The sequence below is a fragment of the Shigella sp. FJ200513 genome, assembly GCF_040495915.1.
Taxonomy (GTDB): domain Bacteria; phylum Pseudomonadota; class Gammaproteobacteria; order Enterobacterales; family Enterobacteriaceae; genus ECMA0423.
The window spans coordinates 1-26,258 of sequence record NZ_JBDYCV010000038.1 but is presented as its reverse complement, the minus strand read 5'-3'; the positions used below and the strand labels follow the sequence as shown (position 1 = coordinate 26,258).

At 54.0% G+C, this 26,258-nt stretch carries 20 protein-coding genes and 1 riboswitch; of the genes, 10 read left to right on the top strand and 10 right to left on the bottom strand.

Annotation, left to right across the window (positions count from 1 at the left end; all coding sequences use genetic code 11):
* The first annotated feature begins 226 nt into the window (after positions 1-226).
* Both rpoB and rpoC read left to right on the top strand, forming a co-directional pair.
* Positions 227-4,255: a DNA-directed RNA polymerase subunit beta gene (gene rpoB / locus ABZJ92_RS10515; RefSeq protein WP_000263098.1), complete on the top strand. Its 4,029-nt coding sequence runs from the start codon at positions 227-229 to the stop codon at positions 4,253-4,255.
* 76 nt (positions 4,256-4,331) lie between these two features.
* Entirely contained in the window at positions 4,332-8,555 is a 4,224-nt protein-coding gene (rpoC, locus tag ABZJ92_RS10510) for a DNA-directed RNA polymerase subunit beta' (RefSeq protein WP_000653944.1), read from the top strand.
* A gap of 241 nt (positions 8,556-8,796) precedes the next feature.
* On the opposite strand, the gene thiH is transcribed toward rpoC, so the two are convergent.
* The 7 genes from thiH to rsd form a co-directional block, all read right to left on the bottom strand.
* Complete coding sequence (thiH, locus tag ABZJ92_RS10505) at positions 8,797-9,930, bottom strand: 2-iminoacetate synthase ThiH (protein ID WP_000847552.1); 1,134 nt, start codon at positions 9,928-9,930, stop codon at positions 8,797-8,799.
* Positions 9,927-10,697 carry a thiazole synthase gene (gene thiG, locus ABZJ92_RS10500; protein WP_000944091.1) on the bottom strand — a complete coding sequence of 257 codons (771 nt, stop codon included), beginning with the start codon at positions 10,695-10,697 and terminating at the stop codon, positions 9,927-9,929. Before thiG ends, thiH begins: the two co-directional genes overlap by 4 nt.
* Before the next feature lies 1 nt (position 10,698).
* Positions 10,699-10,899: a sulfur carrier protein ThiS gene (gene thiS / locus ABZJ92_RS10495; RefSeq protein ID WP_001166232.1), complete on the bottom strand. Its 201-nt coding sequence runs from the start codon at positions 10,897-10,899 to the stop codon at positions 10,699-10,701.
* The gene (thiF, locus tag ABZJ92_RS10490) at positions 10,883-11,638 is read right to left on the bottom strand and encodes a thiazole biosynthesis adenylyltransferase ThiF (RefSeq protein WP_000999749.1); all 756 of its coding nucleotides are present in this window, start codon (positions 11,636-11,638) and stop codon (positions 10,883-10,885) included. Before thiF ends, thiS begins: the two co-directional genes overlap by 17 nt.
* Entirely contained in the window at positions 11,631-12,266 is a 636-nt protein-coding gene (thiE, locus tag ABZJ92_RS10485; RefSeq protein ID WP_000284600.1) for a thiamine phosphate synthase, read from the bottom strand. Before thiE ends, thiF begins: the two co-directional genes overlap by 8 nt.
* Positions 12,266-14,161 (bottom strand): phosphomethylpyrimidine synthase ThiC, encoded by a 1,896-nt coding sequence (gene thiC, locus ABZJ92_RS10480; RefSeq protein WP_001276920.1) that lies wholly within the window; start codon positions 14,159-14,161, stop codon positions 12,266-12,268. The genes thiE and thiC overlap by 1 nt, the downstream gene beginning before the upstream one ends.
* Positions 14,162-14,241: 80 nt before the next feature.
* Positions 14,242-14,342, bottom strand: a riboswitch (TPP riboswitch).
* A 52-nt stretch (positions 14,343-14,394) separates the two neighbouring features.
* The gene (gene rsd, locus ABZJ92_RS10475; RefSeq protein WP_000934302.1) at positions 14,395-14,871 is read right to left on the bottom strand and encodes a sigma D regulator; all 477 of its coding nucleotides are present in this window, start codon (positions 14,869-14,871) and stop codon (positions 14,395-14,397) included.
* 94 nt (positions 14,872-14,965) lie between these two features.
* Between rsd and nudC the strand changes: the two genes are divergently transcribed.
* The 6 genes from nudC (at position 14,966) to ABZJ92_RS10445 (ending at position 19,471) form a co-directional block, all read left to right on the top strand.
* Positions 14,966-15,739 (top strand): NAD(+) diphosphatase, encoded by a 774-nt coding sequence (nudC, locus tag ABZJ92_RS10470; RefSeq protein ID WP_000373931.1) that lies wholly within the window; start codon positions 14,966-14,968, stop codon positions 15,737-15,739.
* 39 nt (positions 15,740-15,778) lie between these two features.
* On the top strand, positions 15,779-16,843 hold the full coding sequence (hemE, locus tag ABZJ92_RS10465; RefSeq protein ID WP_000137636.1) for a uroporphyrinogen decarboxylase: 1,065 nt from the start codon (positions 15,779-15,781) through the stop codon (positions 16,841-16,843).
* 156 nt (positions 16,844-16,999) lie between these two features.
* A complete protein-coding gene (gene nfi, locus ABZJ92_RS10460; RefSeq protein ID WP_000362374.1) occupies positions 17,000-17,671 on the top strand; it encodes a deoxyribonuclease V in 672 nt (223 codons plus the stop codon).
* A 42-nt stretch (positions 17,672-17,713) separates the two neighbouring features.
* Entirely contained in the window at positions 17,714-18,304 is a 591-nt protein-coding gene (locus ABZJ92_RS10455; protein ID WP_000940102.1) for a YjaG family protein, read from the top strand.
* Between the two features lie 186 nt (positions 18,305-18,490).
* Positions 18,491-18,763 (top strand): nucleoid-associated protein HU-alpha, encoded by a 273-nt coding sequence (gene hupA, locus ABZJ92_RS10450; protein WP_001044513.1) that lies wholly within the window; start codon positions 18,491-18,493, stop codon positions 18,761-18,763.
* 12 nt (positions 18,764-18,775) lie between these two features.
* A complete protein-coding gene (locus tag ABZJ92_RS10445) occupies positions 18,776-19,471 on the top strand; it encodes a DUF1481 domain-containing protein (protein ID WP_001300651.1) in 696 nt (231 codons plus the stop codon).
* Between the two features lies 1 nt (position 19,472).
* On the opposite strand, the gene zraP is transcribed toward ABZJ92_RS10445, so the two are convergent.
* Entirely contained in the window at positions 19,473-19,898 is a 426-nt protein-coding gene (zraP, locus tag ABZJ92_RS10440; RefSeq protein ID WP_000828222.1) for a zinc resistance sensor/chaperone ZraP, read from the bottom strand.
* A gap of 237 nt (positions 19,899-20,135) precedes the next feature.
* On the opposite strand from zraP, the gene zraS reads away from it, so the two are divergent.
* A complete protein-coding gene (zraS, locus tag ABZJ92_RS10435; RefSeq protein WP_001211933.1) occupies positions 20,136-21,512 on the top strand; it encodes a two-component system sensor histidine kinase ZraS in 1,377 nt (458 codons plus the stop codon).
* Positions 21,509-22,834 carry a sigma-54-dependent response regulator transcription factor ZraR gene (gene zraR / locus ABZJ92_RS10430; RefSeq protein ID WP_000148531.1) on the top strand — a complete coding sequence of 442 codons (1,326 nt, stop codon included), beginning with the start codon at positions 21,509-21,511 and terminating at the stop codon, positions 22,832-22,834. Before zraS ends, zraR begins: the two co-directional genes overlap by 4 nt.
* Here zraR and purD read toward each other — a convergent pair.
* On the bottom strand, positions 22,831-24,120 hold the full coding sequence (purD, locus tag ABZJ92_RS10425; RefSeq protein WP_000866791.1) for a phosphoribosylamine--glycine ligase: 1,290 nt from the start codon (positions 24,118-24,120) through the stop codon (positions 22,831-22,833). The genes zraR and purD overlap by 4 nt on opposite strands.
* 11 nt (positions 24,121-24,131) lie before the next feature.
* On the bottom strand, positions 24,132-25,721 hold the full coding sequence (gene purH / locus ABZJ92_RS10420; protein ID WP_001187566.1) for a bifunctional phosphoribosylaminoimidazolecarboxamide formyltransferase/IMP cyclohydrolase: 1,590 nt from the start codon (positions 25,719-25,721) through the stop codon (positions 24,132-24,134).
* Between the last annotated feature and the right edge of the window lie 537 nt (positions 25,722-26,258).

The following is a 26,258-nucleotide window of genomic DNA, read 5'->3' as shown; positions in this document are numbered from 1 at the left end:
TTCACACTGTTTGACTACTGCTGTGCCTTTCAATGCTTGTTTCTATCGACGACTTAATATACTGCGACAGGACGTCCGTTCTGTGTAAATCGCAATGAAATGGTTTAAGCGTGATAGCAACAGGCATTGCGGAAAGTGTTCCATTTTCCGGTCAACAAAATAGTGTTGCACAAACTGTCCGCTCAATGGACAGATGGGTCGACTTGTCAGCGAGCTGAGGAACCCTATGGTTTACTCCTATACCGAGAAAAAACGTATTCGTAAGGATTTTGGTAAACGTCCACAAGTTCTGGATGTACCTTATCTCCTTTCTATCCAGCTTGACTCGTTTCAGAAATTTATCGAGCAAGATCCTGAAGGGCAGTATGGTCTGGAAGCTGCTTTCCGTTCCGTATTCCCGATTCAGAGCTACAGCGGTAATTCCGAGCTGCAATACGTCAGCTACCGCCTTGGCGAACCGGTGTTTGACGTCCAGGAATGTCAAATCCGTGGCGTGACCTATTCCGCACCGCTGCGCGTTAAACTGCGTCTGGTGATCTATGAGCGCGAAGCGCCGGAAGGCACCGTAAAAGACATTAAAGAACAAGAAGTCTACATGGGCGAAATTCCGCTCATGACAGACAACGGTACCTTTGTTATCAACGGTACTGAGCGTGTTATCGTTTCCCAGCTGCACCGTAGTCCGGGCGTCTTCTTTGACTCCGACAAAGGTAAAACCCACTCTTCGGGTAAAGTGCTGTATAACGCGCGCATCATCCCTTACCGTGGTTCCTGGCTGGACTTCGAATTCGATCCGAAGGACAACCTGTTCGTACGTATCGACCGTCGCCGTAAACTGCCTGCGACCATCATTCTGCGCGCCCTGAACTACACCACAGAGCAGATCCTCGACCTGTTCTTTGAAAAAGTTATCTTTGAAATCCGTGATAACAAGCTGCAGATGGAACTGGTGCCGGAACGCCTGCGTGGTGAAACCGCATCTTTTGACATCGAAGCTAACGGTAAAGTGTACGTAGAAAAAGGCCGCCGTATCACTGCGCGCCACATTCGCCAGCTGGAAAAAGACGACGTCAAACTGATTGAAGTCCCGGTTGAGTACATCGCAGGTAAAGTGGTTGCTAAAGACTATATTGATGAGTCTACCGGCGAGCTGATCTGCGCAGCGAACATGGAGCTGAGCCTGGATCTGCTGGCTAAGCTGAGCCAGTCTGGTCACAAGCGTATCGAAACGCTGTTCACCAACGATCTGGATCACGGCCCATATATCTCTGAAACCTTACGTGTCGACCCAACTAACGACCGTCTGAGCGCACTGGTAGAAATCTACCGCATGATGCGCCCTGGCGAGCCGCCGACTCGTGAAGCAGCTGAAAGCCTGTTCGAGAACCTGTTCTTCTCCGAAGACCGTTATGACTTGTCTGCGGTTGGTCGTATGAAGTTCAACCGTTCTCTGCTGCGCGAAGAAATCGAAGGTTCCGGTATTCTGAGCAAAGACGACATCATTGATGTTATGAAAAAGCTCATCGATATCCGTAACGGTAAAGGCGAAGTCGATGATATCGACCACCTCGGCAACCGTCGTATCCGTTCCGTTGGCGAAATGGCGGAAAACCAGTTCCGCGTTGGCCTGGTACGTGTAGAGCGTGCGGTGAAAGAGCGTCTGTCTCTGGGCGATCTGGATACCCTGATGCCTCAGGATATGATCAACGCCAAGCCGATTTCCGCAGCAGTGAAAGAGTTCTTCGGTTCCAGCCAGCTGTCTCAGTTTATGGACCAGAACAACCCGCTGTCTGAGATTACGCACAAACGTCGTATCTCCGCACTCGGCCCAGGCGGTCTGACCCGTGAACGTGCAGGCTTCGAAGTTCGAGACGTACACCCGACTCACTACGGTCGCGTATGTCCAATCGAAACCCCTGAAGGTCCGAACATCGGTCTGATCAACTCTCTGTCCGTGTACGCACAGACTAACGAATACGGCTTCCTTGAGACTCCGTATCGTAAAGTGACCGACGGTGTTGTAACTGACGAAATTCACTACCTGTCTGCTATCGAAGAAGGCAACTACGTTATCGCCCAGGCGAACTCCAACCTGGATGAAGAAGGCCACTTCGTAGAAGACCTGGTAACTTGCCGTAGCAAAGGCGAATCCAGCTTGTTCAGCCGCGACCAGGTTGACTACATGGACGTATCCACCCAGCAGGTGGTATCCGTCGGTGCGTCCCTGATCCCGTTCCTGGAACACGATGACGCCAACCGTGCATTGATGGGTGCGAATATGCAACGTCAGGCCGTTCCGACTCTGCGCGCTGATAAGCCGCTGGTTGGTACTGGTATGGAACGTGCTGTTGCCGTTGACTCCGGTGTAACTGCGGTAGCTAAACGTGGTGGTGTCGTTCAGTACGTGGATGCTTCCCGTATCGTTATCAAAGTTAACGAAGACGAGATGTATCCGGGTGAAGCAGGTATCGACATCTACAACCTGACCAAATACACCCGTTCTAACCAGAACACCTGTATCAACCAGATGCCGTGTGTGTCTCTGGGTGAACCGGTTGAACGTGGCGACGTGCTGGCAGACGGTCCGTCCACCGACCTCGGTGAACTGGCGCTTGGTCAGAACATGCGCGTAGCGTTCATGCCGTGGAATGGTTACAACTTCGAAGACTCCATCCTCGTATCCGAGCGTGTTGTTCAGGAAGACCGTTTCACCACCATCCACATTCAGGAACTGGCGTGTGTGTCCCGTGACACCAAGCTGGGTCCGGAAGAGATCACCGCTGACATCCCGAACGTGGGTGAAGCTGCGCTCTCCAAACTGGATGAATCCGGTATCGTTTACATTGGTGCGGAAGTGACCGGTGGCGACATTCTGGTTGGTAAGGTAACGCCGAAAGGTGAAACTCAGCTGACCCCAGAAGAAAAACTGCTGCGTGCGATCTTCGGTGAGAAAGCCTCTGACGTTAAAGACTCTTCTCTGCGCGTACCAAACGGTGTATCCGGTACGGTTATCGACGTTCAGGTCTTTACTCGCGATGGCGTAGAAAAAGACAAACGTGCGCTGGAAATCGAAGAAATGCAGCTCAAACAGGCGAAGAAAGACCTGTCTGAAGAACTGCAGATCCTCGAAGCGGGTCTGTTCAGCCGTATCCGTGCTGTGCTGGTAGCCGGTGGCGTTGAAGCTGAGAAGCTCGACAAACTGCCGCGCGATCGCTGGCTGGAGCTGGGCCTGACAGACGAAGAGAAACAAAATCAGCTGGAACAGCTGGCTGAGCAGTATGACGAACTGAAACACGAGTTCGAGAAGAAACTCGAAGCGAAACGCCGCAAAATCACCCAGGGCGACGATCTGGCACCGGGCGTGCTGAAGATTGTTAAGGTATATCTGGCGGTTAAACGCCGTATCCAGCCTGGTGACAAGATGGCAGGTCGTCACGGTAACAAGGGTGTAATTTCTAAGATCAACCCGATCGAAGATATGCCTTACGATGAAAACGGTACGCCGGTAGACATCGTACTGAACCCGCTGGGCGTACCGTCTCGTATGAACATCGGTCAGATCCTCGAAACCCACCTGGGTATGGCTGCGAAAGGTATCGGCGACAAGATCAACGCCATGCTGAAACAGCAGCAAGAAGTCGCGAAACTGCGCGAATTCATCCAGCGTGCGTACGATCTGGGCGCTGACGTTCGTCAGAAAGTTGACCTGAGTACCTTCAGCGATGAAGAAGTTATGCGTCTGGCTGAAAACCTGCGCAAAGGTATGCCAATCGCAACGCCGGTGTTCGACGGTGCGAAAGAAGCAGAAATTAAAGAGCTGCTGAAACTTGGCGACCTGCCGACTTCCGGTCAGATCCGCCTGTACGATGGTCGCACTGGTGAACAGTTCGAGCGTCCGGTAACCGTTGGTTACATGTACATGCTGAAACTGAACCACCTGGTCGACGACAAGATGCACGCGCGTTCCACCGGTTCTTACAGCCTGGTTACTCAGCAGCCGCTGGGTGGTAAGGCACAGTTCGGTGGTCAGCGTTTCGGGGAGATGGAAGTGTGGGCGCTGGAAGCATACGGCGCAGCATACACCCTGCAGGAAATGCTCACTGTTAAGTCTGATGACGTGAACGGTCGTACCAAGATGTATAAAAACATTGTGGACGGCAACCATCAGATGGAGCCGGGCATGCCAGAATCCTTCAACGTATTGTTGAAAGAGATTCGTTCGCTGGGTATCAACATCGAACTGGAAGACGAGTAATTCTCGCTCAAACAGGTCACTGCTGTCGGGGTAAAACCCGGCAGCGGATTGTGCTAACTCCGACGGGAGCAAATCCGTGAAAGATTTATTAAAGTTTCTGAAAGCGCAGACTAAAACCGAAGAGTTTGATGCGATCAAAATTGCTCTGGCTTCGCCAGACATGATCCGTTCATGGTCTTTCGGTGAAGTTAAAAAGCCGGAAACCATCAACTACCGTACGTTCAAACCAGAACGTGACGGCCTTTTCTGCGCCCGTATCTTTGGGCCGGTAAAAGATTACGAGTGCCTGTGCGGTAAGTACAAGCGCCTGAAACACCGTGGCGTCATCTGTGAGAAGTGCGGCGTTGAAGTGACCCAGACTAAAGTACGCCGTGAGCGTATGGGCCACATCGAACTGGCTTCCCCGACTGCGCACATCTGGTTCCTGAAATCGCTGCCGTCCCGTATCGGTCTGCTGCTCGATATGCCGCTGCGCGATATCGAACGCGTACTGTACTTTGAATCCTATGTGGTTATCGAAGGCGGTATGACCAACCTGGAACGTCAGCAGATCCTGACTGAAGAGCAGTATCTGGACGCGCTGGAAGAGTTCGGTGACGAATTCGACGCGAAGATGGGTGCGGAAGCAATCCAGGCTCTGCTGAAGAGCATGGATCTGGAGCAAGAGTGCGAACAGCTGCGTGAAGAGCTGAACGAAACCAACTCCGAAACCAAGCGTAAAAAGCTGACCAAGCGTATCAAACTGCTGGAAGCGTTCGTTCAGTCTGGTAACAAACCAGAGTGGATGATCCTGACCGTTCTGCCGGTACTGCCGCCAGATCTGCGTCCGCTGGTTCCGCTGGATGGTGGTCGTTTCGCGACTTCTGACCTGAACGATCTGTATCGTCGCGTCATTAACCGTAACAACCGTCTGAAACGTCTGCTGGATCTGGCTGCGCCGGACATCATCGTACGTAACGAAAAACGTATGCTGCAGGAAGCGGTAGACGCCCTGCTGGATAACGGTCGTCGCGGTCGTGCGATCACCGGTTCTAACAAGCGTCCTCTGAAATCTTTGGCCGACATGATCAAAGGTAAACAGGGTCGTTTCCGTCAGAACCTGCTCGGTAAGCGTGTTGACTACTCCGGTCGTTCTGTAATCACCGTAGGTCCATACCTGCGTCTGCATCAGTGCGGTCTGCCGAAGAAAATGGCGCTGGAGCTGTTCAAACCGTTCATCTACGGCAAGCTGGAACTGCGTGGTCTTGCTACCACCATTAAAGCTGCGAAGAAAATGGTTGAGCGCGAAGAAGCTGTCGTTTGGGATATCCTGGACGAAGTTATCCGCGAACACCCGGTACTGCTGAACCGTGCACCGACTCTGCACCGTCTGGGTATCCAGGCATTTGAACCGGTACTGATCGAAGGTAAAGCTATCCAGCTGCACCCGCTGGTTTGTGCGGCATATAACGCCGACTTCGATGGTGACCAGATGGCTGTTCACGTACCGCTGACGCTGGAAGCCCAGCTGGAAGCGCGTGCGCTGATGATGTCTACCAACAACATCCTGTCCCCGGCGAACGGCGAACCAATCATCGTTCCGTCTCAGGACGTTGTACTGGGTCTGTACTACATGACCCGTGACTGTGTTAACGCCAAAGGCGAAGGCATGGTGCTGACTGGCCCGAAAGAAGCAGAACGTCTGTATCGCTCTGGTCTGGCTTCTCTGCATGCGCGCGTTAAAGTGCGTATCACCGAGTATGAAAAAGATGCTAACGGTGAATTAGTAGCGAAAACCAGCCTGAAAGACACGACTGTTGGCCGTGCCATTCTGTGGATGATTGTACCGAAAGGTCTGCCTTACTCCATCGTCAACCAGGCGCTGGGTAAAAAAGCAATCTCCAAAATGCTGAACACCTGCTACCGCATTCTCGGTCTGAAACCGACCGTTATTTTTGCGGACCAGATCATGTACACCGGCTTCGCCTATGCAGCGCGTTCTGGTGCATCTGTTGGCATCGATGACATGGTCATCCCGGAGAAGAAACACGAAATCATCTCCGAGGCAGAAGCAGAAGTTGCTGAAATTCAGGAGCAGTTCCAGTCTGGTCTGGTAACTGCGGGCGAACGCTACAACAAAGTTATCGATATCTGGGCTGCGGCGAACGATCGTGTATCCAAAGCGATGATGGATAACCTGCAAACTGAAACCGTTATTAACCGTGACGGTCAGGAAGAGAAGCAGGTTTCCTTCAACAGCATCTACATGATGGCCGACTCCGGTGCGCGTGGTTCTGCGGCACAGATTCGTCAGCTTGCTGGTATGCGTGGTCTGATGGCAAAGCCGGATGGCTCCATCATCGAAACGCCAATCACCGCGAACTTCCGTGAAGGTCTGAACGTACTCCAGTACTTCATCTCCACCCACGGTGCTCGTAAAGGTCTGGCGGATACCGCACTGAAAACTGCGAACTCCGGTTACCTGACTCGTCGTCTGGTTGACGTGGCGCAGGACCTGGTGGTTACCGAAGACGATTGTGGTACCCATGAAGGTATCATGATGACTCCGGTTATCGAGGGGGGTGACGTTAAAGAGCCGCTGCGCGATCGCGTACTGGGTCGTGTAACTGCTGAAGACGTTCTGAAGCCGGGTACTGCTGATATTCTCGTTCCGCGCAACACGCTGCTGCACGAACAGTGGTGTGACCTGCTGGAAGAGAACTCTGTCGACGCGGTAAAAGTACGTTCTGTTGTATCTTGTGACACCGACTTTGGTGTATGTGCGCACTGCTACGGTCGTGACCTGGCGCGTGGCCACATCATCAACAAAGGTGAAGCAATCGGTGTTATCGCGGCACAGTCCATCGGTGAACCGGGTACACAGCTGACCATGCGTACGTTCCACATCGGTGGTGCGGCATCTCGTGCGGCTGCTGAATCCAGCATCCAGGTGAAAAACAAAGGTAGCATCAAGCTCAGCAACGTGAAGTCGGTTGTGAACTCCAGCGGTAAACTGGTTATCACTTCCCGTAACACCGAACTGAAACTGATCGACGAATTCGGTCGTACCAAAGAAAGCTACAAAGTGCCTTACGGTGCGGTACTGGCGAAAGGCGATGGCGAACAGGTTGCTGGCGGCGAAACCGTTGCAAACTGGGACCCGCACACCATGCCGGTTATCACCGAAGTAAGCGGTTTTGTACGCTTTACTGACATGATCGACGGCCAGACCATTACTCGTCAGACCGACGAACTGACCGGTCTGTCTTCGCTGGTGGTTCTGGATTCCGCAGAACGTACCGCAGGTGGTAAAGATCTGCGTCCGGCACTGAAAATCGTTGATGCTCAGGGTAACGACGTTCTGATCCCAGGTACCGATATGCCTGCGCAGTACTTCCTGCCGGGTAAAGCGATTGTTCAGCTGGAAGATGGCGTACAGATCAGCTCTGGTGACACCTTGGCGCGTATTCCGCAGGAATCCGGCGGTACCAAGGACATCACCGGTGGTCTGCCGCGCGTTGCGGACCTGTTCGAAGCTCGTCGTCCGAAAGAGCCGGCAATCCTGGCTGAAATCAGCGGTATCGTTTCCTTCGGTAAAGAAACCAAAGGTAAACGTCGTCTGGTTATCACCCCGGTAGACGGTAGCGATCCGTACGAAGAGATGATTCCGAAATGGCGTCAGCTCAACGTGTTCGAAGGTGAACGTGTAGAACGTGGTGACGTAATTTCCGACGGTCCGGAAGCGCCGCACGACATTCTGCGTCTGCGTGGTGTTCATGCTGTGACTCGTTACATCGTTAACGAAGTACAGGACGTATACCGTCTGCAGGGCGTAAAGATTAACGATAAACACATCGAAGTTATCGTTCGTCAGATGCTGCGTAAAGCTACCATCGTTAACGCGGGCAGCTCCGACTTCCTGGAAGGCGAACAGGTTGAATACTCTCGCGTCAAGATCGCAAACCGCGAACTGGAAGCGAACGGCAAAGTGGGTGCAACTTACTCCCGCGATCTGCTGGGTATCACCAAAGCGTCTCTGGCAACCGAGTCCTTCATCTCCGCGGCATCGTTCCAGGAGACCACTCGCGTGCTGACCGAAGCAGCCGTTGCGGGCAAACGCGACGAACTGCGCGGCCTGAAAGAGAACGTTATCGTGGGTCGTCTGATCCCGGCAGGTACCGGTTACGCGTACCACCAGGATCGTATGCGTCGCCGTGCTGCGGGTGAAGCTCCGGCTGCACCGCAGGTGACTGCAGAAGACGCATCTGCCAGCCTGGCAGAACTGCTGAACGCAGGTCTGGGCGGTTCTGATAACGAGTAATCGTTAATCCGCAAATAACGTAAAAACCCGCTTCGGCGGGTTTTTTTATGGGTGTTATTCAGAGGGCAAATTCTTCACGGAAAATATTAAGAAAGGCAGGGCGAAACGAGGAAGAAGCTTTTCGCCCTGGACAACATTCCTGCTGACGGCACTACCATAAAAAAACACAACGCTTTCAACAACCTTGCGTTTTTCATCTTCCGTAGCGGCTCGGAATAAATTTACGTTCTTACATTCCGTCTCATAGTCTTTGCGAGGCGCGTCCCAGATAGCTGTCCCAGTCTTTCCATACCGGCTGCAAACCCTGAGCGGTTAACACGGCAGCAACCGCTTCCGGTCTGCGATCGTCGTGCGGTGAGAACTGTTCCAACTCGGGGTGATTATCGGCATAGCCACCTGGCTGCGTTTTCGAGAAGGCGCTGACGTTATTGATCGCCAGCGGAATAACGCGATCGCGAAACCACGGTGATTCCCGCGTGGAGAGTGACAGTTCAATCTCCGGTGCAAGCAGTCGGAAGGCGCAGATGGTTTGCACTAACTGGCGTTCATCCATAATCGACGCAGGCTCAATGCCGCCAGTACACGGGCGCAGGCGCGGAAAGGAGACAGAGTAACGGCTTTGCCAGTAATGCTGTTGCAGCCATAGCAAATGTTCGGCAACCATATAGCAGTCAACGCGCCAGTTGTCGGAAAGGCCAATTAGCGCGCCGAGGCCTATCTTATCAATCCCCGCACGCCCCAGCCGATCCGGCGTTTCCAGCCGCCAGAAGAAGTCCTGTTTTTTGCCTTTCAAATGATGGCGGGTATAAGTCGCCTCGTGATATGTCTCCTGATAAACCATCACCCCATCCAGACCAAGTTGCTTTAACTCGGCGTATTCCGTCTCCGCCAGCGGTTGCACTTCCATTTGTAGTGAAGAGAACTGTTCACGCAGGGCGGGGAGATGACGACGAAAGTAATCCATCCCCACTTTCGCCTGATGTTCACCAGTGACTAATAGCAGATGTTCAAAGCCCATCTCCCGTATAGCGGCGCTTTCCCTGGCAATATCCGCTTCATCCAGCGTTTTGCGCTTGATGCGATTACTCATGGAAAATCCGCAGTACGTGCAGTCGTTAGCGCAAAGATTGGAAAGATAAAGCGGGACGTAGAAACTAACTGTGTTGCCAAATCGCTGACGGGTCAGACGCTGCGCCTGTTGGGCCAGTTGTTCCAGATAGCCACTGGCGGCAGGCGATAACAGCGCCATCATGTCGTCGCGGGTGAGTTGCGAGGCATTTAGCGCCCGCTCTACGTCAGCAGCCGTTTTGCCGTTGATACGCAGGCGGATGTCGTCCCAGTCCAGTTGTCGCCAGCGATTGCTGAAGGTTTTCATGCCGATGCCTCCAGAAATCCGGTCAGCGGGCTGGTGGCATGAGCAAAATAACTGCGGCTGCCCGGTCCGGACTGACGTGCCAGCAGGCCTACTTCTACCGCCAGACGAAATGCCTTCGCCATGTTGACGGGATCGTCCGCGACGGCAATCGCCGTATTCACTAACACCGCGTCGGCCCCCATTTCCAGCGCCTGCGTGGCATGGCTGGGAACGCCGATGCCAGCATCGACAACCACCGGAACTGTGGCCTGCTGGATAATAATCTCCAGCATGGCACGGGTTTCCAGTCCCTGATTCGAGCCAATCGGCGCGCCGAGCGGCATCACCGCTGCACAGCCGACTTCTTCCAGACGTTTACACAATACCGGATCGGCCCCGCAGTAAGGCAGCACGACAAATCCCTGTTGTACCAGCGTTTCGGCGGCTTTCAGGGTTTCGATGGGATCGGGCAACAGCCAGCGGGCGTCAGGGTGAATCTCCAATTTTAGCCAGTTTGTGCCTAACGCTTCACGTGCCAGATGGGCGGCGAAAATGGCTTCTTCCGCTGTTTTCGCCCCGGAAGTATTCGGCAGCAGGGCCACACCCGCCGCGATAAGCGGTTCGAGGATAGCGTCGTTGTGCTGGCGCAAGTCGACACGTTTCATCGCCAGTGTCACCAGCTGGCTGCCGGAAGCGCGGATCGCCTCCACCATCAGTTGTGAAGAAGCGAATTTCCCTGTGCCGGTAAACAGATGTGAATCAAACGTTTTGTCCGCAATACGTAACATCTCAACCCCCTGCAATAACCTGAAAAAGCAGGATCTGGTCGCCATCCTGCACGATATGTTGCGTCCACTGCTCACGCGGGACGATTTGCTGATTAATCGCCAGAGCCGCGCCCGCTTGTCGTTGGTCGAGTTGCTCCAGTAGTTCGTGAACAGTTTGCCCGGCGGCGCACTGCATCGGTTGATCGTTAAACAGGATCTGCATTGCTTCCTCCGCATACCGGGCAACCACTGGCGCGGCGCAACGCCAGGCTGCGCCACTGGCTCGACTTACCGTCGAACAGTCGGAGTTCTCCCGCAGGCGTCTCTATACCGCTTAATAACTTAATGGCTTCCAGTGCCTGCAAAGTGCCCATCACCCCGACCACCGGGCCAACCACGCCCGCCGTGCGGCAGTTGCGTTCTGGCTGCTGGTTATCTGGCCACAGGCAGCGGTAACACCCCTGCTCCCAGGGCGGTGTCAGTACCATCAACTGACCGCCAAATCCGACCGCGCTGGCGGTGATAAGCGGCGTGTTGAGTGCCACGCAGGCGGCATTAATCTCCTGGCGAGTCGCCATATTGTCGGTACAGTCGAGCACCACATCGGCTTGTGCAACCGCATCTTTCAACGCCTCACCCGTTAACCGTTGTTGTAATGCTGTCAGTTGAATGTCGGGATTCAACTGTGTCAGTCGCTGTTGGCTGACCTGCGATTTCGGGCTGTTGATATCTTCAGTGGTAAAGAGGATTTGTCGTTGCAGATTGCTTAAATGCACATCGTCGTCATCTGCCAGTACCAGCGTCCCGACGCCAGCCCCTGCCAGGTATAGCGCAGCAGGTGTACCCAGCCCGCCAAGACCAATAATCAGCACCTGGCTGTCGAGCAGTTTTTGCTGCCCGTCAAGAGCGATATCGTCGAGCAGAATTTGGCGGCTATAACGCATAAAGTCACGGTCATTCATCGCCAACTCCTGCAATTTCCAGCAACTGTGCCGTTGCCAAACGCCAGTCTGCGGCTTGAGTAATGGCGCTGACGACGGCGATACTGCCGACACCCGTTGCTATCACCGCAGGCGCGCGTGCCAGACTGATACCGCCAATCGCCACGGTGGGATAATCCGCCAGGCGCTCAACATGCCGTGCCAACTGTTCCAGCCCCTGCGGTGCAGAAGGCATCTGTTTGGTTTGCGTCGGGAACACATGTCCCAGCGCGATATAAGAGGGGCGTGCTGCCAGCGCGACGTCGATTTCCATATCGTCATGTGTCGAAACGCCCAGCCGCAGGCCTGCCGCGCGGATGGCATTGAGATCGGTGGCTTGCAAATCTTCCTGCCCCAAATGGACGCCATACGCCTGATGCTTGATCGCGAGCCGCCAGTAATCGTTGATAAACAATCGCGCGTTATAGCGGCGGCCCAGCGCAATTGCCGCCACGACATCGGCTTCCACCTCTTCATCGCGCCGATCTTTGATGCGTAGCTGGAGAGTACGTACGCCTGCATCCAACAGACGTTCGATCCACTGTACGCTGTCCACCACCGGGTACAGTCCTAAACGAAAAGGTACAGGAGGAAAATCAGGCTGATACATCACGCTTCCTCCTTATGCAGGTAGATTTCTCCGCCTCTGGCACGGAAGTTCTCCGACATATCCGCCATTCCCACTTCAATGGTTTGCGCGGCGGCGTAATCGCGTACTTCCTGGCTGATTTTCATCGAGCAGAATTTTGGCCCACACATGGAGCAAAAATGGGCGACTTTGCCGGACTCTTGGGGCAGGGTTTCATCGTGATAAGCGCGGGCGGTAAACGGGTCGAGGGCCAGATTAAACTGGTCTTCCCAGCGAAATTCGAAGCGGGCTTTCGACATGGCGTTATCGCGAATTTGCGCGCCCGGATGCCCTTTTGCCAGGTCAGCAGCGTGGGCGGCAATCTTATAAGTGATAAGCCCCTGCTTAACATCTTCTTTATTGGGCAGACCCAGATGCTCTTTTGGCGTTACGTAACAGAGCATCGCGCAGCCAAACCAGCCAATCATCGCCGCACCAATCCCCGACGTGAAGTGGTCATAGCCCGGTGCAATATCGGTAGTTAGCGGCCCCAGAGTGTAAAACGGCGCTTCGTGGCAGTGCTCTAACTCCTCGGTCATATTGCGGCGGATCATCTGCATCGGCACATGGCCTGGGCCTTCAATCATCACCTGTACGTCATATTCCCAGGCGATTTTGGTCAGTTCGCCCAGCGTATGCAATTCGGCAAACTGCGCTTCATCGTTGGCGTCCTGAATAGAACCGGGGCGCAGACCGTCGCCCAGCGACAGCGAAACGTCATAAGCGGCACAGATTTCACAAATTTCGCGGAAGTGTTGATAGAGGAAATTTTCCTGATGATGGGAGAGGCACCATTTCGCCATAATCGAACCGCCGCGAGAGACGATACCGGTCAGGCGTTTCGCGGTCATCGGCACATAGCGCAGCAGTACGCCCGCATGGATAGTGAAGTAATCCACACCTTGCTCGGCCTGTTCCAGCAGCGTGTCGCGGAACGCTTCCCAGGTAAGATCTTCGGCGATCCCGTTAACCTTCTCCAGCGCCTGGTAGATCGGCACTGTACCGATCGGCACCGGACTGTTACGCAAAATCCACTCGCGGGTTTCGTGAATATAGCGACCGGTGGAGAGATCCATCACCGTATCCGCTCCCCAGCGCGTGGACCATACCAGCTTTTCCACTTCTTCTTCGATGGAAGAGGTGACCGCCGAGTTGCCGATATTGGCGTTAACTTTTACCAGGAAGTTACGGCCAATAATCATCGGCTCCGATTCCGGATGATTAATGTTGGCCGGGATAATCGCACGTCCGGCAGCAACTTCATCACGGACAAATTCCGCAGTGATATTTTCCGGCAGATGTGCGCCAAAGCTCATTCCCGGATGCTGGTGGCGTAAAACCTCGCTACGGATGCGCTCGCGGCCCATATTCTCGCGGATGGCGATGAATTCCATTTCCGGCGTGATGATGCCCTGGCGGGCGTAGTGCAGTTGGGTGACACGGCGTCCTGTTTTGGCGCGTTTTGGCGTTAATAAGCCGCTAAAACGTAGCTCGTCGAGACCATCATCTGCCAGCCGCGTTCTGGTGTAATCGGAACTGCGCACGGTAAGTTCTTCGGTATCGGCGCGCGCATCGATCCACGGCTGGCGTAGTTTTGCCAGCCCTTGCTGCACGTTAATGGCGATCTGCGGATCACCATACGGGCCGGAGGTGTCGTAGACCGGAATCGCTTCGTTTTCTTCGTACTGCGGCTGTTCTTTGCTACCGCCAATTAGCGTCGGGCTAAGCTGGATCTCACGCATCGGCACGCGCACGCCGGGGTGTGTGCCAGTGATATAAATGCGTTTTGAGTTGGGAAAGGCGGTGCCTTCCAGGGTGTCGATAAAATGTTGGGCCCGGGCGCGTTGTTCGCGGCGGGTCAGTTTTGTTGCAGACATAGCTCATTCCAAAAAGTTAAGGACGTGGCTTGTCAGACGACGGATGAAGCAAGAGACGATCGCCGCAAAGGCGATGCGATAGCAGATTAACTCTTGTTCCCTTCGCAGGTATTAGCCTGATCAGGTTCCGCGGATCCCGAATAAACGGTCTCAGCCAGTTAAGGCACTCCGACAAGAAATTAGCCCCCACAAACGGGGCGTTGAATGTAAATTACGCGTTAACAGCGCAGAACTCAAGCAGGATGTTTGACGCGGGCGGCGTCAAGCACCAGCAGAATCAGCTTATCTTCCAGCACAAAGCGCGCTTCCAGCGCCTCGCCGATGTCAGATAAAACCTGTTGAAACTCAAGGTAATTATCATGATCGATGGCGGTTTCCAGGCTGGAATCGTAGTAATCCATAATCTGTTGGGTATTGGCTTCGAGTTGCGGCCAAATCTTCGCGGCGCGCGCGAGTTGCCCGTTGCCTTCCAGCTTATGAAGAATGCGCTCATAAATACTGAAATGTCCGGCAGACAAGTAATCGACCAGGCTCTGACAAAAATCATCAAGGGCTTTTTCGTTTAGCCTCATGTACGATTCTTTGCCAGGCTTAATGCCAACCAGATTGTAGTAAGCCACGAGCAGATGCTTACGTACATGTAGCCAGCGATCAACCAGTTTGTTACTTCCTCTGACGCGCTCCGTCAGGTTATCGAGCTGGTTAAGCATGATTGACTCCGCAAGTTTGTATTCAAAAACTGCTCAGTGAGAAATGTAAAAACCATGTTAAACATGCCAGTGATGCAAAGGTAGTGCAAGAGCTATGGATCGTATAATTGAAAAATTAGATCACGGCTGGTGGGTCGTCAGCCATGAACAAAAATTATGGTTGCCGAAGGGAGAATTGCCATATGGCGAAGCGGCAAATTTCGATCTTGTGGGTCAGCGCGCACTACAAATCGGCGAATGGCAGGGGGAACCTGTTTGGTTAATACAACAGCAGCGGCGTCACGATATGGGGTCGGTACGTCAGGTCATTGATCTCGATGTTGGGCTGTTTCAACTGGCCGGACGTGGCGTGCAACTGGCGGAGTTTTACCGATCGCATAAATACTGTGGTTACTGCGGGCATGAAATGTATCCGAGCAAAACCGAATGGGCGATGCTGTGTAGCCATTGCCGTGAGCGTTACTACCCGCAAATCGCCCCCTGCATTATTGTTGCCATCCGTCGCGATGATTCGCTCCTCCTCGCCCAGCATACCCGCCATCGTAACGGTGTCCATACAGTACTTGCCGGATTCGTCGAAGTGGGCGAAACCCTCGAGCAGGCAGTCGCGCGGGAAGTGATGGAAGAGAGCGGAATTAAAGTTAAAAACTTGCGTTACGTGACTTCTCAGCCGTGGCCGTTTCCTCAGTCTTTAATGACCGCGTTTATGGCGGAATATGACAGCGGCGACATCGTGATCGACCCGAAAGAATTGCTCGAGGCGAACTGGTATCGCTATGACGATTTGCCGTTACTCCCGCCGCCCGGCACCGTAGCGCGCCGTCTGATAGAAGATACTGTGGCGATGTGTCGGGCAGAGTATGAGTGATGATACACTGACCGCCTGACGCACTAAGGAACAGCCAAAATGACCGAACTTAAAAACGATCGTTATCTGCGGGCGCTGCTGCGCCAGCCCGTTGATGTCACTCCAGTATGGATGATGCGCCAGGCGGGTCGCTATCTACCGGAATATAAAGCCACGCGCGCCCAGGCGGGCGATTTTATGTCGCTGTGCAAAAACGCCGAGCTGGCGTGCGAAGTGACTTTGCAACCGCTGCGTCGCTACCCGCTGGATGCGGCGATCCTCTTTTCCGATATCCTCACCGTGCCGGACGCGATGGGGTTAGGGCTCTATTTTGAAGCCGGAGAAGGTCCGCGTTTTACCTCGCCAGTCACCTGCAAAGCCGACGTCGATAAACTGCCAATTCCGGACCCGGAAGATGAGCTGGGTTACGTGATGAACGCGGTGCGTACCATTCGTCACGAACTGAAAGGCGAAGTGCCGCTGATTGGTTTTTCCGGCAGCCCGTGGACGCTGGCAACCTACATGGTGGAAGGCGGCAGCAGCAAAGCCTTCACCGTGATCAAAAAAATGATGTATGCCGATCCGCAGGCGCTGCACGCTCTGCTCGATAAACTGGCGAAAAGCGTCACTTTGTATCTGAATGCGCAGATTAAAGCCGGTGCTCAGGCAGTGATGATTTTCGACACCTGGGGCGGCGTGCTTACCGGGCGCGATTATCAACAGTTCTCGCTCTATTACATGCATAAAATTGTTGATGGTTTACTGCGTGAAAACGACGGTCGCCGCGTGCCAGTCACGCTGTTTACCAAAGGCGGCGGACAGTGGCTGGAAGCCATGGCTGAAACCGGTTGCGATGCGCTGGGCCTCGACTGGACAACGGACATCGCCGATGCGCGCCGCCGTGTGGGCAATAAAGTCGCGTTGCAGGGTAATATGGATCCGTCGATGCTGTACGCGCCGCCTGCCCGCATTGAAGAAGAAGTAGCGACTATACTTGCAGGTTTCGGTCACGGCGAAGGTCATGTCTTTAACCTTGGTCACGGCATTCATCAGGATGTGCCGCCAGAACATGCTGGCGTGTTCGTGGAGGCAGTGCATCGACTGTCTGAACAGTATCACCGCTAAGAGCCTGATCCATCAGGCTATTTTATTTGCCATTTTGAGGCCGGGCAGTGCTCAAAATCCTCACGTACTACGTGTACGCTCCGGTTTTTCCGCGCTGTCCGGCCTCAAACTGCCTTCAACAATTACGCCTGTTGAACCAGGCTCTAAGGAGCGATTATGGATCTCGCGTCATTACGCGCTCAACAAATCGAACTGGCTTCTTCTGTGATCTGCGAGGATCGACTCGATAAAGATCCACCGGATCTGATCGCCGGAGCCGATGTCGGGTTTGAGCAGGGCGGAGAAGTGACGCGAGCGGCGATGGTGCTGCTGAAATATCCCTCGCTTGAGCTGGTGGAGTATAAAGTTGCCCGCATCGCCACCACCATGCCTTACATTCCAGGTTTTCTTTCCTTCCGCGAATATCCTGCGCTGCTGGCAGCGTGGGAGATGCTGTCGCAAAAGCCGGATTTAGTGTTTGTCGATGGTCATGGGATCTCGCATCCTCGCCGTCTTGGCGTCGCCAGCCATTTTGGCTTATTGGTGGATGTGCCGACCATTGGCGTGGCGAAAAAACGGCTCTGCGGTAAATTCGAACCGCTCTCCAGCAAACCGGGCGCGCTGGCCCCACTGATGGATAAAGGCGAGCAGCTGGCCTGGGTCTGGCGCAGCAAAGCGCGCTGTAACCCGTTGTTTATCGCTACCGGCCATCGGGTCAGCGTGGACAGCGCGCTGGCGTGGGTACAACGCTGCATGAAAGGCTATCGTCTGCCGGAGCCAACGCGCTGGGCGGACGCGGTGGCCTCGGAACGTCCGGCGTTCGTGCGCTATACAGCAAATCAGCCCTAATTCAGGTAAACTGCGGATAATTTCCGTATTTGAGAACTCAACATGTTACAAAACCCAATTCATCTGCGTCTGGAGCGCCTGGAAAGCTGGCAGCATGTCACTTTCATGGCTTGCTTATGCGAACGCATGTACCCCAATTACGCCATGTTCTGCCAGCAAACCGGTTTTGGTGATGGGCAAATTTACCGTCGTATTCTCGATCTCATCTGGGAAACGCTGACCGTTAAAGACGCAAAAGTAAATTTCGACAGCCAACTGGAGAAATTTGAAGAAGCGATTCCTTCAGCCGACGATTTCGATCTGTACGGCGTTTATCCGGCAATCGATGCCTGCGTGGCGTTAAGTGAACTGGTCCATTCGCGTTTGAGTGGTGAAACGCTCGAACACGCGGTGGAAGTGAGTAAGACCTCCATCACGACCGTTGCGATGCTGGAAATGACTCAGGCTGGTCGCGAAATGGGCGATGAAGAGCTTAAAGAAAACCCAGCTGTAGAGCAAGAATGGGACATTCAGTGGGAAATATTCCGACTTTTAGCTGAGTGCGAAGAACGCGATATCGAGCTGATAAAAGGCCTTAGGGCAGACCTGCGTGAGTCGGGTGAGAGCAATATTGGTATAATTTTTCAGCAATAAGACCAGAAAACGTGATTTAACGCCTGATTTGTCGTACCTGGAGTCTTCCCTTTCGCCCCCCGTCTGGTCTACATTTGGGGGGCGAAAAAAAGTGGCTATCGGTGCGTGTATGCAGGAGAGTGCTATTCTGGCATTTCCGTCGCACTCGATGCTTAGCAAGCGATAAACACATTGTAAGGATAACTTATGAACAAGACTCAACTGATTGATGTAATTGCAGAGAAAGCAGAACTGTCCAAAACCCAGGCTAAAGCTGCTCTGGAGTCCACTCTGGCTGCAATTACTGAGTCTCTGAAAGAAGGCGATGCTGTACAACTGGTTGGTTTCGGTACCTTCAAAGTGAACCATCGCGCTGAGCGTACTGGCCGCAACCCGCAGACCGGTAAAGAAATCAAAATTGCCGCAGCTAACGTACCGGCATTTGTTTCTGGCAAGGCACTGAAAGACGCAGTTAAGTAAGATTGCGTGGCAGTGAACAGTTTTAACGAAGGGGTGGTTTCACCCCTTTTGTCTTTCTGGCGTCGATCATTGATGCTGGCAGGTGCGCTGTTTCTCACTGCCTGTAGCCACAACTCTTCACTTCCTCCCTTTACCGCCAGTGGATTTGCTGAAGACCAGGGCGCGGTACGCATCTGGCGAAAAGACAGCGGCGATAATGTGCATCTGCTTGCCGTGTTTAGCCCGTGGCGCAGTGGCGATACCACGACGCGAGAGTATCGCTGGCAGGGCGATAACCTCACGCTCATCAATATCAATGTTTACAGCAAACCGCCGGTGAACATTCGCGCGCGTTTTGACGATCGCGGCGATCTGAGCTTTATGCAACGTGAATCCGATGGGGAAAAGCAGCAGCTTTCTAACGACCAAATCGATTTATACCGTTATCGTGCTGATCAGATCCGCCAGATTAGCGATGCCTTACGTCAGGGGAGAGTCGTGCTGCGCCAGGGGCGCTGGCATGCGATGGAACAGACCGTGACCACCTGCGAAGGGCAAACCATTAAACCTGATTTAGATTCGCAGGCGATAGCGCATATCGAGCGCCGCCAGAGCCGCTCTTCTGTTGATGTCAGCGTGGCATGGCTGGAAGCGCCCGAAGGTTCGCAATTACTGTTAGTGGCAAACTCTGATTTCTGTCGCTGGCAACCCAACGAGAAAACGTTCTGATTTACCAGTGGCCCATACCCATATGACCGCCACCACCGCAGCCGCCGTAGCCCATGCCCATTCCGGCTCCGCGCGGAATACCCGCTTCAGCCATCGCGATATCTCGTTTCACCCGTAACTCATCTAACGACTGACGCAAATTCTCCATCTCTTTGGCGACCGCGTTAATTTTGCTGCTATCCGGTGGGTTCGCGGCTAACAGGGCATTGTATTCATAACGCTTCGTCACCAGTTGCTGTTGCAGTGCGCTGCTTTGAGCGTAAAAGTCATTATGGATTTTCTGCCACGCTGTCTGTTGTTCGCTGGTCAAAGGCGCGGCATTTTGCTGCCACATACCGTGTCCGCCGTGAGCAAATGCAGATGTCGATCCCATCGCCATTGCTGAAAGCGCCATCATTACCAGGGCAATTTTCGTGTTCCGTTTCATGGTTAATCCTCCAGTGGTTGTCTTACTTCGGGTATTGCATCTTCCGTGCCAACGATGAAACGCTGATATGACGGGTAATCTGGCATGATAAACGAGTAAAAATGACTCGCCTGCTGCGGGTAGCGAGTCATTTTTACTCATTGAAACTTAAGCCTTTGTGTTACAGCGCAGGGTAAGCGCTGATAAAAGATGGCATGATTTCTGCTGTCAGAAAGGGATGAGCAGGCAAAGAAGAAGATGCGTTTTATGCAACGTTCTAAAGACTCCTTAGCTAAATGGTTAAGCGCGATCCTCCCCGTGGTCATTGTTGGGCTGGTAGGGTTGTTTGCGGTGACGGTGATTCGCGATTATGGGCGCGAGACTGCCGCCGCCAGACAAACGCTGCTGGAAAAAGGCAGTGTACTTATTCGCGCTCTTGAATCCGGCTCGCGCGTCGGCATGGGGATGCGCATGCATCATGCGCAGCAGCAGGCCTTACTGGAAGAAATGGCCGGGCAGCCTGGAGTACGTTGGTTTGCGGTCACGGATGAACAAGGAACAATCGTGATGCATAGCAACTCCGGCATGGTGGGAAAACAGCTTTATTCCCCTCAGGAAATGCAGCAGTTACATCCGGGAGATGAAGAAGCGTGGCGGCGGATCGATAGCGCAGACGGCGAGCCTGTTCTGGAAATTTATCGCCAGTTTCAACCGATGTTTGCTGCTGGAATGTACCGGATGCGCCATATGCAGCAGTATGCCGCGACACCACAAGCAATTTTCATCGCTTTCGACGCCAGTAATATTGTGAGTGCCGAAGATCGTGAGCAGAGAAACACCCTGATTATTCTCTTCGCCCTGGCGACGGTCTTGCTGGCAAGCGTATTGTCATTCTTCTGGTATCGCCGCTATCTGCGCTCGCGCCAGCTTCTACAAGATGAAATGAAGCGCAAAGAGAAGCTGGTGGCGCTGGGGCATCTTGCGGCAGGCGTTGCCCACGAAATCCGTAACCCACTTTCCTCGATTAAAGGACTGGCGAAATACTTTGCCGAGCGCGCGCCTGCAGGGGGAGAAGCGCATCAACTGGCGCAGGTGATGGCGAAAGAGGCCGACCGTTTAAACCGCGTGGTAAGCGAGTTGCTGGAACTGGTTAAGCCAACGCATCTGGCTTTGCAGGCGGTGGATCTCAACACGCTGATTAACCACTCATTACAGCTGGTAAGCCAGGATGCAAACAGCCGGGAGATCCAGTTACGCTTTACCGCCAACGACACATTACCGGAAATTCAGGCCGATCCGGACAGGCTGACTCAGGTCCTGTTGAATCTCTATCTCAATGCTATTCAGGCGATTGGTCAGCATGGCGTGATTAGCGTGACGGCCAGCGAAAGCGGCGCGGGCGTGAAAATCAGCGTTACCGACAGCGGTAAGGGAATTGCGGCAGATCAGCTTGAAGCCATCTTCACTCCGTACTTCACCACCAAAGCCGAAGGCACCGGATTGGGGCTGGCGGTCGTGCATAATATTGTTGAACAACACGGTGGTACAATTCAGGTCGCAAGCCAGGAGGGAAAAGGCTCAACGTTCACCCTCTGGCTTCCGGTCAATATTACGCGTAAGGACCCACAAGGATGACGCACGATAATATCGATATTCTGGTGGTGGATGATGACATTAGCCACTGCACTATTTTGCAGGCTTTACTGCGCGGCTGGGGCTATAACGTCGCGCTGGCGAACAGCGGGCGACAGGCGCTGGAGCAGGTGCGGGAACAGGTTTTTGATCTTGTGCTTTGCGATGTGCGAATGGCGGAGATGGACGGCATCGCCACGCTGAAAGAGATCAAAGCGTTAAACCCGGCAATTCCGGTGCTGATTATGACTGCGTACTCCAGCGTCGAGACGGCGGTAGAGGCACTGAAAACTGGGGCGCAGGATTATCTCATCAAGCCGCTGGATTTCGATAACCTACAGGCGACGCTGGAAAAGGCGCTCGCGCATACGCACAGTATTGATGCTGAAACACCTGCGGTGACTGCCAGCCAGTTCGGTATGGTCGGTAAAAGCCCGGCGATGCAACACCTGCTCAGTGAAATCGCCCTCGTCGCGCCATCGGAAGCCACGGTGCTGATCCACGGCGATTCCGGCACCGGTAAAGAGCTGGTCGCCAGGGCGATTCACGCCAGTAGCGCACGTAGCGAAAAACCGCTGGTAACGCTCAACTGTGCGGCACTCAACGAATCCTTGCTGGAATCTGAATTGTTCGGTCACGAAAAAGGGGCGTTTACTGGAGCCGATAAACGCCGGGAAGGGCGCTTTGTTGAGGCGGACGGCGGCACGCTGTTTCTCGATGAAATTGGCGATATCTCGCCGATGATGCAGGTGCGTCTGCTGCGTGCGATTCAGGAGCGCGAAGTTCAGCGTGTCGGTAGCAACCAGACTATCTCGGTTGATGTCCGGCTGATTGCGGCGACCCATCGCGATCTTGCCGCAGAGGTGAATGCCGGGCGTTTTCGCCAGGATCTCTACTATCGCCTGAATGTGGTGGCGATTGAAGTACCATCGCTGCGGCAACGGCGGGAAGATATCCCTCTGCTGGCTGGCCATTTTCTTCAGCGCTTTGCCGAGCGTAATCGCAAGGCGGTAAAAGGCTTTACGCCACAGGCGATGGATTTGCTGATCCACTACGACTGGCCGGGAAATATTCGTGAACTGGAAAACGCGGTGGAACGGGCGGTGGTGCTGCTGACCGGGGAATATATTTCCGAACGCGAGCTGCCGCTGGCGATTGCCAGTACGCCGATCCCGCTGGGGCAAAGTCAGGATATTCAGCCGCTGGTGGAAGTGGAAAAAGAGGTGATTCTGGCGGCGCTGGAGAAAACGGGCGGCAACAAAACCGAAGCCGCCCGTCAGTTAGGGATCACGCGCAAAACGCTATTGGCAAAACTGTCGCGTTAGTTCTGCTCGCGTTCGATGGCGCGCCAACCGATATCTTTCCGGCAGAAGCAATCATCCCAGTGGATATCGGTCATTAAGGCGTAGGCGCGTTTCTGCGCTTCTGCCACGGTATGACCCAGCGCGGTGACGCACAGTACGCGCCCGCCGCTGGTTACCACCTGCTCGTCATCCGCCAGTTTTGTGCCCGCGTGGAACACTTTGCCGTCAGCCACTTCTTCCAGCGGCAGGCCGTGGATCACATCGCCGGTGCGGTAATCGCCCGGATATCCACCCGCAGCCATCACCACGCTGAGAGAAGCACGTTCATCCCACTCTGACGTTTTCTCGTCCAGTTTGCCTTCACAGGCCGCCAGGCAGAGCTCAACCAGATCGGACTTCATGCGCAGCATAATCGGCTGGGTTTCCGGATCGCCAAAGCGGCAGTTAAATTCAATAACCTTCGGATTGCCCTGTTTGTCGATCATCAGGCCCGCATAGAGAAAACCGGTGTAGGTGTTGCCTTCCGCCGCCATGCCTTTCACGGTTGGCCAGATGATACGTTCCATGGTGCGCTGATGAACTTCATCGGTTACTACCGGCGCGGGGGAGTAAGCGCCCATCCCGCCGGTGTTTGGTCCGTTATCTTTATCGCCTACGCGTTTGTGATCCTGGCTGGTAGCCATCGGCAGCACATGCTCGCCGTCCACCATCACGATAAAGCTCGCTTCTTCGCCATCGAGGAACTCTTCGATAACGATGCGATGACCCGCGTCGCCAAAAGCGTTGCCCGCCAGCATATCGTGAACAGCCGCTTCCGCTTCTTCCAGCGTCATCGCCACGATAACGCCTTTCCCGGCAGCCAGACCGTCCGCTTTAATGACGATTGGCGCGCCTTTCTCACGCAGATACACCAGCGCAGGTTCTACCTCGGTGAAGTTCTGGTATTCCGCCGTAGGGATCTTATGGCGGGCCAGGAAATCTTTGGTAAACGCTTTTGAGCCTTCCAGTTGGGCCGCACCTGCGGTTGGGCCGAAGATTTTCAGCCCGGCGGCGCGGAAGGTATCGACCACGCCTTTCACCAGCGGCGCTTCCGGGCCGACGATGGTCAGATCAATCTTTTCGTTTTGTGCGAAATCCAACAGCGCCGGGATATCGGTCACGCCGATAGCAACGTTTTGCAGCGCGGGTTCCAGCGCAGTGCCTGCATTACCCGGAGCAGCAAAAACAGTCTCAACCAGCGGCGACTGGGCCGCTTTCCAGGCCAGCGCGTGCTCGCGCCCGCCGTTACCAATCACTAATACTTTCATCTATTGCTCCATTAATGGCGGAAGTGGCGCATGTCGGTGAAGAGCATCGCAATACCGTGCTCGTCGGCGGCGGCAATCACTTCGTCATCACGGATGGAACCGCCAGGCTGGATTACGCAGGTCACGCCCGCAGCGGCGGCGGCATCAATACCGTCGCGGAACGGGAAGAACGCGTCAGAAGCCATCGAGGAACCTTTCACTTCCAGGCCTTCATCGGCAGCTTTAATACCGGCGATTTTCGCGGAGTACACGCGGCTCATCTGGCCCGCGCCAATACCGATGGTCATATTGTTTTTGGCATAGACGATAGCATTGGATTTCACGAATTTCGCCACTTTCCAGCAGAACAGCGCATCACGCAGTTCCTGTTCGGTCGGCTGACGTTGGGTGACGACGCGCAGTTCTTCCGCACCGACCATCCCCAGGTCACGATCCTGAACCAGCAGACCGCCGTTCACGCGTTTGAAATCAAGACCCGGAACACGCTCGCCCCACTGACCGCAGGTCAGAACGCGTACGTTCTGCTTGGCGGCGGTGATTTTCAGGGCTTCTTCGCTGGCGGAAGGCGCAATAATCACTTCGACAAACTGACGAGAAATGATGGCCTGTGCGGTTTCCGCATCCAGCTCGCGGTTAAAGGCAATGATGCCGCCGAATGCGGAGGTTGGGTCGGTTTTGTACGCGCGATCGTAAGCATCAAGAATGGAATTGCCGATAGCTACACCGCAAGGGTTGGCGTGCTTCACAATCACACATGCCGGCTCGGCGAACTCTTTCACGCACTCCAGCGCCGCATCGGTATCGGCGATGTTGTTATAAGAGAGGGCTTTACCCTGAACCTGGGTTGCGGTAGCAACGGAGGCTTCTTTCACATTCTCTTCTATATAGAAGGCAGCCTGCTGGTGGCTGTTCTCGCCGTAACGCATATCCTGCTTCTTAATGAAGTTCAGGTTCAGCGTGCGTGGGAAGCGACCGGCGGCTTCTTTGCTTTCACCGTGGTACGCCGGAACCATGCTGCCGAAGTAGTTGGCAATCATGCTGTCGTAGGCGGCAGTGTGTTCGAAGGCTTTGATGGCGAGGTCGAAACGGGTTGCAAGCGTCAGCGATCCTTCGTTGTCATCCATCTCTTTAATAATGGCGTCGTAGTCGCTGCTCTTCACCACGATTGCGACATCTTTATGGTTCTTAGCGGCGGAGCGCACCATGGTCGGGCCGCCGATATCGATGTTCTCAACCGCATCTTCCAGCGAGCAGCCTTCACGAGCAACAGTCTGGGCGAACGGATACAGGTTAACAACCACCATATCGATAGGCTGGATCTGATGTTCTTCCATAATGGCATCGTCCTGGCCGCGACGGCCCAGAATGCCACCATGTACTTTCGGATGCAGGGTCTTCACGCGTCCATCCATCATCTCCGGGAAACCGGTGTAATCGGAAACTTCGGTTACCGGCAGACCTTTTTCTGCTAACAGACGGGCAGTGCCCCCTGTAGACAGCAGCTCCACACCGCGTGCGGAAAGTGCCTGGGCGAATTCGACGATACCGGCTTTGTCAGAAACACTGAGCAGAGCGCGGCGGACTGGACGACGTTGTTGCATGGTAAATCCCCTGGGTTTGACTATTACAGAGAGCGTTAGCTGAATTTTTCGCGAAAAACTCAGCTAACGCCCCTAACGGGGCATCCTTATTTTTCGCCCGCATTGTAACGAAAACGTTTGCGCAACGCTCGCGAATTTTTCTCTTTCAATGGTGATCACAATTTTGACAGTGGTTACCGTGGGAAAAATACAGAAATTACATTGATGATTGTGGATAACTCTGTGCGTAAAAAGGTATAAAGCGGGGTTTTGCTGGGGAATGCAGCAGTCAGTCATTTTTCTGCAATTTTTCTATTGCGGCCTGCGGAGAACTCCCTATAATGCGCCTTCATCGACACGGCGGATGTGAATCACTTCACACAAACAGCCGGTTCGGTTGAAGAGAAAAATCCTGAAATTCAGGGTTGACTCTGAAAGAGGAAAGCGTAATATACGCCACCTCGCGACAGTGCGCTAAAGCGCGTCGCAACTGCTCTTTAACAATTTATCAGACAATCTGTGTGGGCACTCGAAGATACGGATTCTTAACGTCGCAAG

Excerpts from the sequence above, each read along its gene's own strand:
- rpoB (WP_000263098.1), top strand. The coding sequence starts at position 227 with ATGGTTTACTCCTATACCGAGAAAAAACGTATTCGTAAGGATTTTGGT.
- thiH (WP_000847552.1), bottom strand. The coding sequence starts at position 9,930 with ATGAAAACCTTCAGCAATCGCTGGCGACAACTGGACTGGGACGACATC.
- thiG (WP_000944091.1), bottom strand. The coding sequence starts at position 10,697 with ATGTTACGTATTGCGGACAAAACGTTTGATTCACATCTGTTTACCGGC.
- thiS (WP_001166232.1), bottom strand. The coding sequence starts at position 10,899 with ATGCAGATCCTGTTTAACGATCAACCGATGCAGTGCGCCGCCGGGCAA.
- thiF (WP_000999749.1), bottom strand. The coding sequence starts at position 11,638 with ATGAATGACCGTGACTTTATGCGTTATAGCCGCCAAATTCTGCTCGAC.
- thiE (WP_000284600.1), bottom strand. The coding sequence starts at position 12,266 with ATGTATCAGCCTGATTTTCCTCCTGTACCTTTTCGTTTAGGACTGTAC.
- thiC (WP_001276920.1), bottom strand. The coding sequence starts at position 14,161 with ATGTCTGCAACAAAACTGACCCGCCGCGAACAACGCGCCCGGGCCCAA.
- rsd (WP_000934302.1), bottom strand. The coding sequence starts at position 14,871 with ATGCTTAACCAGCTCGATAACCTGACGGAGCGCGTCAGAGGAAGTAAC.
- nudC (WP_000373931.1), top strand. The coding sequence starts at position 14,966 with ATGGATCGTATAATTGAAAAATTAGATCACGGCTGGTGGGTCGTCAGC.
- hemE (WP_000137636.1), top strand. The coding sequence starts at position 15,779 with ATGACCGAACTTAAAAACGATCGTTATCTGCGGGCGCTGCTGCGCCAG.
- nfi (WP_000362374.1), top strand. The coding sequence starts at position 17,000 with ATGGATCTCGCGTCATTACGCGCTCAACAAATCGAACTGGCTTCTTCT.
- ABZJ92_RS10455 (WP_000940102.1), top strand. The coding sequence starts at position 17,714 with ATGTTACAAAACCCAATTCATCTGCGTCTGGAGCGCCTGGAAAGCTGG.
- hupA (WP_001044513.1), top strand. The coding sequence starts at position 18,491 with ATGAACAAGACTCAACTGATTGATGTAATTGCAGAGAAAGCAGAACTG.
- zraP (WP_000828222.1), bottom strand. The coding sequence starts at position 19,898 with ATGAAACGGAACACGAAAATTGCCCTGGTAATGATGGCGCTTTCAGCA.
- zraS (WP_001211933.1), top strand. The coding sequence starts at position 20,136 with ATGCGTTTTATGCAACGTTCTAAAGACTCCTTAGCTAAATGGTTAAGC.
- zraR (WP_000148531.1), top strand. The coding sequence starts at position 21,509 with ATGACGCACGATAATATCGATATTCTGGTGGTGGATGATGACATTAGC.
- purD (WP_000866791.1), bottom strand. The coding sequence starts at position 24,120 with ATGAAAGTATTAGTGATTGGTAACGGCGGGCGCGAGCACGCGCTGGCC.
- purH (WP_001187566.1), bottom strand. The coding sequence starts at position 25,721 with ATGCAACAACGTCGTCCAGTCCGCCGCGCTCTGCTCAGTGTTTCTGAC.